9 protein-coding genes are annotated in these 13570 nt (G+C 35.1%); 2 read left to right on the top strand and 7 right to left on the bottom strand.

Features of this window, described 5'->3' with window-relative positions:
- Positions 1-55: 55 nt before the first annotated feature.
- From AC6EIZ_RS00895 to AC6EIZ_RS00885, 3 genes are all read right to left on the bottom strand, one after another.
- The gene (locus AC6EIZ_RS00895; RefSeq protein ID WP_498511570.1) at positions 56-436 is read right to left on the bottom strand and encodes a DUF309 domain-containing protein; all 381 of its coding nucleotides are present in this window, start codon (positions 434-436) and stop codon (positions 56-58) included.
- Positions 436-2238 (bottom strand): translational GTPase TypA, encoded by a 1803-nt coding sequence (typA, locus tag AC6EIZ_RS00890; RefSeq protein ID WP_498511568.1) that lies wholly within the window; start codon positions 2236-2238, stop codon positions 436-438. Before typA ends, AC6EIZ_RS00895 begins: the two co-directional genes overlap by 1 nt.
- A gap of 133 nt (positions 2239-2371) precedes the next feature.
- Complete coding sequence (locus AC6EIZ_RS00885; protein ID WP_498511566.1) at positions 2372-2977, bottom strand: M15 family metallopeptidase; 606 nt, start codon at positions 2975-2977, stop codon at positions 2372-2374.
- A 242-nt stretch (positions 2978-3219) separates the two neighbouring features.
- Between AC6EIZ_RS00885 and chlP the strand changes: the two genes are divergently transcribed.
- The gene (gene chlP / locus AC6EIZ_RS00880) at positions 3220-4554 is read left to right on the top strand and encodes a geranylgeranyl reductase (RefSeq protein WP_498511564.1); all 1335 of its coding nucleotides are present in this window, start codon (positions 3220-3222) and stop codon (positions 4552-4554) included.
- Between the two features lie 21 nt (positions 4555-4575).
- Here chlP and glyS read toward each other — a convergent pair whose 3' ends face one another.
- Positions 4576-6738, bottom strand: coding sequence for a glycine--tRNA ligase subunit beta (glyS, locus tag AC6EIZ_RS00875; protein ID WP_498511562.1), 2163 nt, complete (start codon positions 6736-6738; stop codon positions 4576-4578).
- Positions 6739-7256: 518 nt separating this feature from the next.
- On the opposite strand from glyS, the gene AC6EIZ_RS00870 reads away from it, so the two are divergent.
- On the top strand, positions 7257-9062 hold the full coding sequence (locus AC6EIZ_RS00870; protein WP_498513138.1) for an NADPH-dependent assimilatory sulfite reductase hemoprotein subunit: 1806 nt from the start codon (positions 7257-7259) through the stop codon (positions 9060-9062).
- On the opposite strand, the gene AC6EIZ_RS00865 is transcribed toward AC6EIZ_RS00870, so the two are convergent.
- The 3 genes from AC6EIZ_RS00865 to AC6EIZ_RS00855 form a co-directional block, all read right to left on the bottom strand.
- A complete protein-coding gene (locus AC6EIZ_RS00865) occupies positions 8999-9754 on the bottom strand; it encodes a M15 family metallopeptidase (protein ID WP_498513136.1) in 756 nt (251 codons plus the stop codon). The two genes, AC6EIZ_RS00870 and AC6EIZ_RS00865, sit on opposite strands and share 64 nt — an antisense overlap.
- 102 nt (positions 9755-9856) lie before the next feature.
- On the bottom strand, positions 9857-12397 hold the full coding sequence (gene recG, locus AC6EIZ_RS00860) for an ATP-dependent DNA helicase RecG (protein ID WP_498511560.1): 2541 nt from the start codon (positions 12395-12397) through the stop codon (positions 9857-9859).
- Positions 12370-13569, bottom strand: coding sequence for an adenylate cyclase (locus tag AC6EIZ_RS00855; RefSeq protein WP_498511558.1), 1200 nt, complete (start codon positions 13567-13569; stop codon positions 12370-12372). The genes recG and AC6EIZ_RS00855 overlap by 28 nt, the downstream gene beginning before the upstream one ends.
- Between the last annotated feature and the right edge of the window lies 1 nt (position 13570).

Raw genomic sequence — 13570 nt, 5'->3', positions numbered from 1 at the left:
AATATGAAATCATCTCTTTTTCAATAGCAAAAATGTAAGAGACTTAACAAAATTTTTAAAGGAATCTGAGAACAGGCACGCTGCAACAAGATAAGTCCTTTCCAATTTGTAGAAATTCCAATCTCCTTGAAACGCAATTAGAAAGCCCTTCAATATCTAATCCAAAATTACTTAAATGAAATCTTTTTAATCTACCCAATGCTTCTCCGTAAAGTATCGTCGCTCCATTTAAATTGCTATTTTCTAGATGAACTTGTGCAACAGCTACTTGCAAAATGCCTTGTATTAATTGCCTATCAGCTCCCCCAGTCTCATGCCATATCTCTTCAAAAACATCATGAGATTTATACCATTGACAAGAATTAAATAATTTCATTCCAATTTCAAAACGAGAATCATTTATAAATAAGTCATCTTGTTTATCTATAAAAGTCATTATTTTTTCAAATTTTTCTTTGCATTAATTTTTCTCAGCCTTATAGATTCAGGAGTAACTTCCAACATCTCCCCTGGTCCAATATATTCAAGAGCTCTTTCTAATGTCATTTCAATTGGAGATTGCAATTGATCTAATTCATCTGCACCAGCTGATCTCATGTTGGTAAGTTGTTTAGCCTTGCAAATATTTAATTCAAGATCTTGTGGGCGATTATTCTCTCCAATAATCATTCCTTTATAAACTTTAGCTCCAGGAGTAATAAAAAATTGTCCACGGTCTTCTGCATTTTTCAAGGAATAGAAAGTAGCTACGCCCTCTTCAAATGAAATAAGGACTCCATTTCTCCTTTGTTCAAAATCTCCTACTGATGGCCTGTATTCAAAAAACGAATGACTCATAATACCTTCACCTCTTGTTGCACGAATAAACTCACCCCTAAATCCAATTAGGCCTCTTGATGGGATAACAAATTCAAGTTGAGTTCGATGATCAGTGCCCGTTTCCATATTTTGCATTTCACCTTTTCTCACCCCAAGGCTTTCAATACAAGCGCCAATAGAAGCTTCAGGGACATCAAGGACTAGGGTCTCAACTGGTTCACATTTAATTTCATCAATGGTTCTAAAAATGACTTGTGGTTGAGAAACTTGAAATTCATACCCCTCTCTTCGCATTGTCTCTATGAGAATTCCTAGATGTAACTCTCCTCTTCCGCTAACAGAAAAACGATCAGGTGAATCTGTGTCCTCGACTCTTAATGCAACGTTCGTAAGAAGTTCTTTGTTTAAGCGATCCTTCAACTGACGACTGGTTACAAACTTTCCCTCTTTCCCTGCAAAGGGAGAATCGTTTACAACAAAAGTCATCTGCAATGTTGGCTCATCTACCTTTATTAGAGGTAGGGGTTTTGGTTCGTCAGGACAGGCTACGGTTTCTCCAATAGAAACATCTTCAAATCCCGCTAAGGCAACTATATCTCCAGCATTTGCTTCATCTATTTCAATTCTTTTTAATCCCTTAAAACCCAATAGCTTATTAATCCTTCCTTTTTTTAAGCTTCCATCTTCTTTTATCAAACAAGTCCTTTGGCCATTTTTAATCACACCATTATGTACTCTTCCAATAATTATTGTTCCTAAAAAATCTGAATAATCAAGTGTGGTGACTTGTAATTGTAAGGGCTTATTTTGATCACCTACAGGAGGAGGAACTTGCCTAATAATTGCTTCAAATAAAGGTTTCATATTATCACTTTCACTTTTGACTTCATTCTTTGCAAAACCACCTAATCCACTCCCAAATAAATAAGGAAAATCACATTGATCATCATCAGCTCCTAATTCCAAAAAAAGATCTAAAACCTTGTCAACGGCGGTTTCAGGTTCTACTCTTGCACGATCAATTTTATTCACAAAAACAATAGGCCTTAAGCCCTGCTCTAAAGCTTTTTTTAGAACGAATCGAGTTTGTGGCATTGGTCCCTCGTTGGCATCAACAACAAGAAGACAGCCATCTACCATACCCAAAACCCTCTCGACTTCGCCTCCAAAATCAGCGTGACCCGGAGTATCAACAATATTTATACGGGTGTCGTTATATGTAACAGCTGTGTTTTTCGAAAGAATTGTTATACCTCTTTCACGTTCCAAATCATTTGAATCCATCGCACAAGTTGGGACTTCCTCGTTATCGCGAAAAGTACCAGATTGATTTAAAAGTGCATCAACCAAAGTTGTCTTACCATGATCAACATGAGCAATTATTGCGATATTCCTTATGGACTGTATATCAAAACTCATAATTGAAAAAAATTAAAATTTCTTTGTTTAATAGAAACTTAAAGAATATCTCACCATGACTTCATTTAGCTGTTTTAAATGCCAATTAAAATATCGAATAAAAAATTAGAAGTAAAAAAAAACTAAGTCAAAATTATTTAAATTTTGTAATTTTATTGGCAGCTTCAAATTTCCTCAAAGCATTAACAGTCCCTTCAAATCTCCAATGCCAAGGCTCATAAGTTACTCCTTGTTTGTTATTGGGTGGGAAAGAGAGAACGAAATGATATTTTGGGGCGAACCTCTTCATCCATTTAAAAGCAGGCGTTTGTTCAAATTCAACCTCAAAATGAGTATCTGGATAATTCCCATCACCAACATCGATTGCATATCCTGTGCTGTGTTCAGAATAGCCAGGAGGAGCTGAAACCATAGAACGCTCTACAGCAGTTTGATTTCTAAGAGATTTATTTTCATAAAAAATCTCTCTTTGCAAATCAATTGATCTATAACCACTTAATAGTTGTAAAGAAATTCCTCTTTGGGCAGCCATAAATTGCATTTCCTTAAAATTTTCATAAATTTCCTTATGAACGTAAATACCTGGAGAGAAAAGAATTAACTCATTTTTCAAAGCCTCAGGGTAAGGAAGGTGGCCCAACAAACTTTTATTTTGATTTGTCTCAGGGGAGTTAATCGAATCATCTAAAAATTTTGTTTGGCGTAAAAATGATTTATCAACTAAAAACGTTAACGACATACCAAATCCAACTAATAGAAGTCCTAAACGCAAAAAAGACTTGGTAGTAAAGGTTTTGATGGATCTAATCCTTTTTGCCAGAGGGATGTCATCTTGATAATTCATACGATCTACTTATGGTCAAAACAATTGGAATTCACAAAAATGATGTTTCGATAGTAACGAGTATCTCCAATCTTTATACTTTCTATGAGATAAGGATGTAAGTTTTATATATAGAGAACTAAATTTTTCATCCAAAGATGTTAAGAGTTGCTGTTATTGGTGGTGGTCCAAGTGGATCATGCGCTGCAGAGATTTTAGCTAAAGCGGGGATTAAAACTTGGATTTTCGAGAGAAAGCTTGATAATGCAAAACCATGTGGAGGAGCGATTCCATTGTGTATGGTTTCTGAATTTGATCTTCCTGAATCAATTATTGATAGGAAAGTCAGAAACATGAAAATGATATCTCCATCAAATAGAGAAGTAGATATTATTTTGGATGATATTTACCCAGGAAGCGACAAAGAATATATAGGCATGTTGAGGCGAGAAGTTATGGATTCTTTTATGAGAAATCGCGCTGCTGAACTTGGCGCAACATTAGTAAATGGATTGGTATCAAAAATAGAAACTGGTACTAACAAACAAGGTCCATATACACTTCATTATACGGAAATACTGAAGGACCAATCTGAAGAGAAAGGGAAGCAACTTGAGGTGGATTTAATTGTTGGGGCTGATGGTGCAACTAGCAGAGTTGCAAAAGTAATGGATGCTGGTGATTACAACTATGCAGTAGCAATTCAAGAAAGAATAAAACTTCCTAAAGAGGAAATGAAGTATTACGAAGATAGAGCCGAAATGTATGTCGGTACAGATGTATCACCGGACTTCTATGGTTGGGTCTTCCCAAAATACGACCATGTTGCAGCGGGAACAGGGACAATGAAACAAAACGGTGGTTTAATAAAAAGCCTCCAGATTGGTGTTAGAGAGAGAGCAAAGAAGAGGCTCGTAAATGGAGAAGTCATCAAAGTAGAAGCTCATCCAATTCCTGAGCATCCCAGACCAAGAAGAGTTGTTGGAAGAATGGCTCTAGTTGGAGATGCCGCTGGTTATGTAACCAAAAGTTCAGGAGAAGGGATTTATTTTGCTGCTAAAAGTGGAAGGATGTGTGCCGAGCAAATTGTCGAATCAAGTCAAAATGGAAAAATAATACCCACAGAGAATGATCTCAAAAAATATTTAAAAAAATGGGATAAAAAGTATGGGACCACATATACAGTTTTAGATATTCTCCAAAGAATTTTTTACACCAGTGATGGAGCAAGAGAAGCTTTTGTAGAGATGTGTGGAGACATGGATGTTCAAAGACTTACATTTGATAGCTATCTCTATAAAACTGTGGTTGCGATGAAGCCACTTCAACAACTAAAACTTACACTGTTAACAATTGGTTCTGTTTTAAGAGGAAAAGCACTTGCACCAAGCACATACAAGCCAGTACCTAGCGCAGTGAGAGATGATAAAGAAGTTAATAAAATGTTAGCGGTAAGCTCAATTAAAGGTGGTATAAAAACCAGTAAAAAATAATACCAATATTAACTAAAATAATTAACTAAGCTTACTGAAATCGGCAAGCTTCAAAGACTGATTCCTAAGGATTGTCAAAAGATTTAGTCTATTATTTCTTAGATTAATATCATCTGTCATAACCATTACACTTCCATCTCCATCAAAAAAGTTGGCTAGAGTTTCAGCACTTGAGACTAGACCATCAGCTAACAATTTATATTTAACACGGTCACCGTTTATCGCTAGAGGTTTTAATTTCTCTAAAACATTAAACATTTCGATTTCACAAGCCTTCTCAAATAGTGATTTATCTACAAAACCTGAAGGATCTATAACATCTTTGGGGATAGAACTTTTAGATGCCAACTTAGAGGCTCTAGTCACAACAGCTTGCAACAAATTAAGGGTATTATTTCTCCTCATTTCCATTAATAATGTAGTACGAAAATAAACGTCAGTTGGATCATCTAATAAATTTGATGTTGAAATTGTGTCTCCTGCAATTGCCTGAATAATATCAAAGTCGATATCTTTCTCCTCTAATAAACTAATAATTCTTTGACGAAAGAATTCCATTAAATCGTTGGAAAGACTATTTATTTCAATAGCAAGAGAAGGGAAAAGTTCCTTCCAAAAAATTAGTGAATCATTTTGTATTTCATTAATATTTAATTGCCAATCCTTATTCCATAATATCAACAAAATTCCATTAGCAGCCCTTCGCAAAGCATATGGATCAGATGAGCCAGAGGGTCTTTCTCCCTTAGAATAGATACTGAAAAGCAATTCAAAGCGTTCAGCTAATGAAACCGCATTGCCTAGGTTGTTTGAGGGGAGAGCGTCTGCAGTTCCTTTAGGTTTATAATGCTCCAAAACACCTAGACATACATCTCTGGATTCACCCTCACGAAGTAAATATTTAGATCCAATAGTTCCTTGTAATTCTGGAAACTCACCAACCATGTTGCTAACTAAATCATGTTTAGAAAAATGTGCAACTTTCACAGATTTCTCAATGTCCTCTTGATCAAATTTAAGTTTTGATGTCAACAATTTTGCAAGCCATTCAATCCGACTAACACGTTCATATAAAGAACCTAATCCTTCAGCAAAAGTTACATCTTTTAATTTATTAATACGTGAAGAGCTTTTTATTAATAAATCTGACTTTATAAAAAATGAAGCATCAGAAAACCTTGCCTTTAATACTTTTTCATTACCTAAAATAATATTTTCTTTGGCTGAAGATAATCCATTACTAATACACAAAAAATTAGGTAGTAAAATATCTCTTGAGTCAAGTGATAATGAATCAAACTCAACATCTTCTTTGTACAAAGGTATATACCTTTGATGAACCTTCATCACTGTGGACAAAACCTCAGGGGGTAAATCTAAGAAAGATTCATCAAAACTCCCAGTCACAAGTAAAGGAGACTCAACTAAATCGGTCAGCTCATTTACAAGGGCTTCAGTTAGATCAGGCTTAACTTTCTTATTTTTCTCGTGATTAAGAACTAAATTATTGATATATGAAAGGCGGCTATTCCTGTCAACTATTACTCCAACATCCTGTAATTGTTCAAAATAAGTTTTTGCGTTCTTTATTTCTAATGTTGAGCCATACAACCTATGTGGTCTTGAGATATTAGTAATTTGAATTTCCGGATCGCACCCTGAAATTCTAAAAGGTAAAACTTCTGAATCAATCAAAGAAACAATCCAACGGATAGGTCTCGAAAAGCGAAAATCCCCTTTACCCCACCGCATAAACCTTCTTCCTTGAATTTTGTTGATCCATCCCGGTAAATAATCAGCCAACAAACTTTTAACGGGCTTACCTTTCTCGATTAATTTCGCGAAAACAAATGAACCCTTTGGCGTTTCACGAACCTCTAATTTTTCAGGAGAAAGGTTATATCTTTTGGCAAAACCTATTGCTGCCTTTGTAGGTTCTCCATCATGAAAAGCTTGAGAAAAAGGAGGACCTTTTCGTTCTGAAATATTATCTTCAGAAAAAGGACTAAGCCCTTCAATGCTTAATGCAATTCTTCGAGGAGTAGTTGTAACTCTTATTTCACTAAATTTTATTTGAGAAGAATTCAAGTCGTTATTTACATTTAACTCAAGCTGGGAAATAACAGATTCAGCAAAATCAGCGGGCAGTTCCTCTGTGCCGATTTCTAAAAGGTAAGTAGACAAAAAAATTTCCTTATGTTCTCAACAAGATTAGATCTAAATTCGAATTACTTCTACATTCTGTGTCCTAGAAAAAATTTAATATAAAATGGAATGCATTCAATCAGTCATGGCTTGATTTGAACAATTAGGCACCAACTAACACGAAAAATGATACAGTGTAGGTACCGGTGTAGGTACCATTGCCCAAGATCATAGAAATACCTGGAAGATCGGGTTTTTACCTCAGGGTTGCTGTACCAAGAGGTAAATTAAGGGAGGCTTTTGGAACATGTGATGTAGTAAAAAAAATAGGGAACACTAAAGAAGAAGCCGAAAAGAACATAAGCTCAGCCGAAATAGCTATTCAACAAAAATTCGATGAAAAGCTCAGAGAAGAAGAGGCAAGTCAGATCAATAAAACATTACCTAAAGGGATAAGACTTGAGGCAGTTAAAAATAGCAATTCAAAAGAAACTCCAAAAAACATAGAAAAAGACCTCAAAGATGCTGGATTCAGTAATGCAGCTATTGAAGCTCTAATGAATTTCGAAGAAAATGACAATACAAATGTTGGAGAAATAAAAGAGACTGTTCCTTCACCTTGCATAGCTAACAATTCCCCTCGAGCGAAATTTGAACAATTTAAAGCCGATAGTAATTACTTAAACGAACCTCTTCAAAGCGAATTAATTAACGACAGTGATCACTTTACAAACGACGCAGTACAACTACTAAAATTTCATGGTAGTTACCAACAAGATGATCGAGAACATAGAAAAAGGGGCGGCACAGGTAAAGACTGGCAAATGATGCTGAGGCTAAGAAATCCAGCTGGTTTTGTCCCAGGTCCTCTTTTTATTGCATTAGATGATCTCTCTGATCGACTAGGGAATAAAACGCTTAGAGCTACCACACGTCAATGCTTCCAAATGCATGGTATTAAAAAAGAGAATATTAAAGAAGTAATAGGAACAATAGTGAAGTCAATGGGGTCGACCCTCGCGGCTTGTGGAGACGTCAACAGAAATGTAATGGCTCCAGCAGCCCCCTATGAAAAAGGTTCTTATCCTGCTGCGAGAAAATTAGCTAATGATATTGCCGATGTTTTATCACCCCAAAAAGCAGAGAAAACATATATTGATTTATGGGTTGATGGTGAGATGAAATACGCTATCAAGCCTTCGCCTGAAGTCAAAAGGAACAGAAAGCTACAACAAAATCCTGGAGTTTTTAGTGGAGATAAAAATGAACCTTTGTATGGTGCAACCTACTTGCCAAGGAAATTTAAATGTGCAACTACAGTTCCAGGCGATAACTCTGTAGATATTCTTACTCATGACATAGGTCTAGTGACTTTCACGAACACAAAGGGAGATCTAGAAGGATGTAATGTCTACGTTGGAGGGGGTATGGGGCGGACACACAACTTAGATACGACATTCGCAAGAGTAGCAGATCCCATTGGTTTTGTAGAAGGGAAACACATTTTAGAGCTTGTTCAATCTATTCTCGCACTCCAAAGAGATTATGGAGATAGAAAAACGAGAAGACACTCAAGACTTAAATATGTTTTGCACGACATGGGTATCGATTGGTTTAAGAAACAGTTGACAACCAAATATTTCTCAAAACAGATTTATACTTTAAGGAACGAAGGAAAAACAATACTTGAAGATTATTTAGGTTGGCATAAACAATCTGAGAAGTTATGGTTTGTTGGATTACCATTATTATCAGGTAGACTTACCGGAGAGATAAAGAAAGAGCTGAGAAATATAGTTGAAAAATATGCATTGGATGTACGTTTAACGCCCAACCAAGATTTACTTTTATGTAATATTGGTAATTATCAAAAAGTCAGTGTAAAAAATGCTCTTATCAATATAGGTTTTAATAATCCAGAAAACCCTGACCCAATAGCTAGGCATGCAATGGCTTGTCCAGCTCTACCATTATGTGGACTTGCAATGACAGAAGCAGAGAGATTTTTACCTGAGCTATTGGAAAGAATAAACAATCAATTAAAAACCCTAGAGATTAACAAATCAATACTGGTAAGAGTTACAGGCTGTCCAAATGGGTGTGCTAGACCATACATGGCAGAATTAGCTCTAGTTGGTAGTGGTCTAAATCAATACCAACTGTGGCTTGGTGGTAGCACTAATTTACAAAGATTGGCGACTCCGTATCTACAAAAAATGCCTATCAATGAATTAGAGAAGACATTAGAGCCTTTATTGCTTAGCTGGAAAGATACTGGAACCTCATCTAGTCTTGGAGATCATGTAACTAAACTTGGCTCTGAAAGTGTAATGTCTTTACTTACCTCAAGTGCAGCCCCATAAATAGCATTACTTTTCTTAGTTAACCAAGACCACAACTGATCTCCATAGCTAAAATGCCACCATTCATTTGGGTGCTGAACAAAACCAGCCTGTTCCATAACTGAAAACAATAGTAATCTTCTATCCTGAAAAACCTGATGTTTTGAATAAGTCATCTTAAAAGAGTCTTTCTTATAAAAGTCAGGGCTAGATTCCGGTCCAATAAAATCTATTTCTCCTCCAAGATCTAATGGTTTACTAGTCATATCAGCAAGTGTTAAATCAATAGCAGCACCTGTACTGTGCGGAGGCGGTGTAAGAGGATCAGAGGATGGTTTTGCCCAGAAACGGCCTACTTCCTCAATTACATCATTGATTCCTCCATTTACAGAACAATCATTAATATCAATGCCCTTCGACTTGCAAGTTTCTTTAATAGTGTAATTAAACATAAAATTTTGGACAGAGATAGGTCTCCAAGCATCAAACAAAGCCAACTGTAATTGAGGATTAATCTCGGAAAGATTCTCTTGCGCACGCATCAATCTTTTTAAAACACTTCTACGTAAAACCCATGGATCTGCTCCACTTAAATATGGTGCACCTAAAGACATATAAGGATGAGGTGTTAATCGAAATATGGATTTTGGAATAGATATTAAAGGCTCATTACACTCATTTATTTTGATGTAATTCCAAGGTCTTAACTTTATCATTTGTGGAATATATGAGTATTAAAATTTAATCGTTTAAAAATTATTTTTTAATTTTACCCAAAAAACAAATGAGTTCAATAGTTAGAACTTTTTAAAAAGTTAATTTAATTTATTACCAATTTTCAGTTTTTCCCACTGTTCTTTTATTAGAGAACGAAGCATTGAGTTATTTGTAAGAACAGGATCAGAGTCTAAAATATTTCGAGCTTCGTTCCGCGCAAGATCAAGGACATCAGCATCATCTGCTAATGATGCCAGAGCAAAATCAGGCAAACCCGATTGTTTAGTACCTAAGACTTGTCCAGGCCCACGAAAGCGCAAATCAATTTCAGAAATTTCAAATCCATCATTGGAATTAACCAAAACTTCCAATCTTTGTCGAGATAATTTGTTTTTATTCTGATAACTCAACAGGCAGTATGACTGGGATGCCCCCCTCCCAACACGGCCCCTTAGTTGATGCAATTGAGCAAGTCCAAACCGATCAGAATCTTCTATTAGCATTACGCTGGCATTTGGGACGTCAACACCTACTTCTATAACCGTAGTAGAAACTAGTATGTCACTTTTTTTGTTAAGGAAATTTCGAATGACATCTTGCTTTTCTACACTTTTCATTTTTCCATGCAGTAATTCAACAGTAAAATCTGAAAAGATATCTGTAGACAATTGATGATGTACATCAACAGCTGAGCTGAGCTCAAGTTTTTCGGATTCTTCAATTAAAGGTAGAACAACATAAATTTGATGTCCTTTATTGATTTCACTCCGCATTAAATCATATGCATACTTTTTATCTTTAGGTGATATCAGCTGAGTATTGATAGGAGTGCGACCAGGGGGAAGTTCATCTAGCTGACTAACATCGAGATCACCATGCAAAGTAAGTGCCAAGGTTCTAGGAATGGGAGTAGCAGTCATCGTCAGCAAGTGAGGTTGCAAACCTTTGTTCAAAAGTTTGTTCCTCTGCTTAACACCAAAGCGATGTTGCTCATCTACAACTACAAGACCAAGTCGATCAAAAACAACTGGGTCTTCAAATAATGCATGAGTTCCTACAAGAATTTTTGTAGATCCATTTACTAAATCATTAAGAATTTCTTTACGACGAGACTTTGATGTGGAACCAGTTAATAGATCAACATTTAATTCAAGCTGAGGAATCCATTTATTTAATGTTTGATAGTGTTGTGAAGCAAGCACCTCAGTTGGTGCCATAAAAGCAGCCTGCCATCCTGATTGAACTGCAGTGAGGAGTGCTGAAATAGCAATAACAGTTTTTCCACTTCCAACATCCCCTTGTAAAAGTCGAGACATTGGTTCGGCTTTGACTATATCTGATTCAATTTCCTTTAAAACCCTTTTTTGAGCATCTGTGAGGGAGAAAGGAAGAATACTCAAAAATTTCCTAACTAGGCTATTACTGCTCAGCTCAATACTTAATTGAGGGGAATTACGTTTCTTATGTAATTCACGTCTTAAAAGAAGACTAAGCTGCAACAATAAAAATTCTTCGAATACAATTCTTCTTTTTGCTTTAGCTAAAGTTTTTGAATTCTCAGGATTATGAATATGGAAAAAAGCTTCTTTCTTCGTAGGTAGGCCTAGTCTTTTTAATGTATCTTTAGGGAGTGGCTCCTTTATCTCAGATGTCAAATAAAGAATCGATTGGACTAGATCTCTGAATTTATCAGCAGTAATTCCTTCAGTTAAAGAATAAACAGGAAATATCTGACCAATAATTTTAGATTTCAAATAACTATTAGGACTATCGATAATTTCTATTAAAGGATCATTTAATGATTTACCATATCTACTCTCCTTAACCAACCCACTCACCGCAACAGTAGCACCAACAGCATATAAACTTTGCTGAGATTTCACATACGAAATACTGCTGTTACGACGTCCGGCAAAAAACCTAGTGACTTTCATACCCCCTGTCTTATCTTTTATAAACAACTCAAGAATTGAAAGATTTGGATTTTTAGGACTTTTAAATGAACTACATCGCCTTACTTTTGCGACAATCGTTACATTCTGACCAGCTTGGCTTTTATCTATAGTTTTCAATGAAGTGTAATCAACATAATCACGAGGAAAATAATTTATGAGATCACGAATTAAAATTAGACCCAATGAAGATAATCTTTCAGCTTGCTTTGGCCCAACACCTTTAATAGCTGCAATCGAACTTTCTAAACTCAATGAATCTGAGGAAGAGCTTTTCTTATAAATATCAGGATCACTTGATCTTCTTATCTTTAACTTTTCCGTACTTGTTTTCTCTTCACGATTTTGAGATTTATATAGATTATGAAGAGCTTGTCTTGTCTGAACTAATAATCTACGTCTATCATCTATAGACATATTTGAATAACCTTCAAAAGCCAAAGCTAATTTCTTTAATTTAGAGAGTTCAGACTCGTAAACAGCTATGGAAGGGATACTTAATAAATATCTATTTACGAAATAAGAAAATCTACTTTTTCTCCCTTGAACATTCGTAAACCCGTGGTCAACTTCAACTGTTAAAGCTTGTTGTAAAGATCGAATCCAGGTTTTTAGTTCACATGATTTGCGATCAGGTATAGCTTTTAGATCATTGCTGCTTATATTTTTGTTGTATCCTTCCACCATTCTTTACTCATCTCTTCGGCTAGAGAACGCCCTTGCCAGTATCGTTGTTGTTTAATCATACCCAAAAGTACTTTTTGATAATGTTGAATATTACTTCGATTTTTCCTAAGTGCTGGATTATCAAATTCCATATCTGAAGGTGTAATTAGCAAGCAATCGACATCTAATCCTCCAGAACTTAATAGATTATTCGTTGGCAATTTAAAAGTAAGAATATTGGAAATAGATTTAGAAGAAATTAATTGGCCAGATAAAGCCGCATCTAAAATATTAATTGGGACAAGTGTATTTACCAAGCCTGATTTTAAAAGCTCAGTATTAATGGAATGTGAAAGATCACGCAATCTTCGAACCAAAGCTGTATCTATAGAAATCATCCACTCGTATAATCCAATTGGTGATTGTGGTAAAAATCGATTATTTTTACCATTTTCAATAGAGTTAGATTTATCAGATGAAGCTTCTATTTTTGATTCTAAGTTATTTGAACTTGATTCATCTGTCAAAGCAAATATGGACTTTAAAATATCAATATCTTTCCTTTTTAAATTAAACTTATCAGAATTCTTATCATCATCTTTTAATGCCTGATACTCCTTACTTGTATTATTAATTAGATTCTCACTATCTGATATTTTACTTTTAATGTAAATGTCTTTATCATCTATTGAATATGGAGCTTTTATTTCTCCATTCCATCCTTCAGTAATAGACAAGTTCTCCAAAGGCGGAATTAAACTTATATCAATTGAAGCAACATCACTCAATGATTCTAATTTCTCCGAATCATTTTTCATTTCAAAGGAATTCGGAATTTCATCTTTTGCATTATGGAACTGACGAATATTTTCTTCATCAATTTTCTTAGCCAATTCATTTAGATGTTCAATTGTTAGAAGAGAGATATTATCTGAAACCAATTTATCAATTTTTAACTGAAATATTTTTCTTGAACTTACTGTTGAGAAGCCGAAATCATCTCCAAGCCTATCAGTAATGAGAGAGAATAATGAAGTTCTTATAGTTTGAGGTAAAAATTTTCTTAGTTCTTCTAGGTAATAAGAATTAGCCCTATATAAATAAGGAGATATATTATTACATTTTTCTTTTAGTAATCTTATTTGATCTAAAGGATCAAAATTAGAATCAAATAAATACTTGTTTTCAGACAAG

This window comes from Prochlorococcus sp. G4PB16 (genome assembly GCF_059772465.1).
The sequence above is the reverse complement of the archived record's forward strand: the minus strand, read 5'-3'. Positions and strand labels throughout refer to the sequence as shown.

Excerpts from the sequence above, each read along its gene's own strand:
- AC6EIZ_RS00895 (WP_498511570.1), bottom strand. The coding sequence starts at position 436 with ATGACTTTTATAGATAAACAAGATGACTTATTTATAAATGATTCTCGT.
- typA (WP_498511568.1), bottom strand. The coding sequence starts at position 2,238 with ATGAGTTTTGATATACAGTCCATAAGGAATATCGCAATAATTGCTCAT.
- AC6EIZ_RS00885 (WP_498511566.1), bottom strand. The coding sequence starts at position 2,977 with ATGTCGTTAACGTTTTTAGTTGATAAATCATTTTTACGCCAAACAAAA.
- chlP (WP_498511564.1), top strand. The coding sequence starts at position 3,220 with ATGTTAAGAGTTGCTGTTATTGGTGGTGGTCCAAGTGGATCATGCGCT.
- AC6EIZ_RS00870 (WP_498513138.1), top strand. The coding sequence starts at position 7,257 with ATGAATTTCGAAGAAAATGACAATACAAATGTTGGAGAAATAAAAGAG.
- recG (WP_498511560.1), bottom strand. The coding sequence starts at position 12,397 with ATGGTGGAAGGATACAACAAAAATATAAGCAGCAATGATCTAAAAGCT.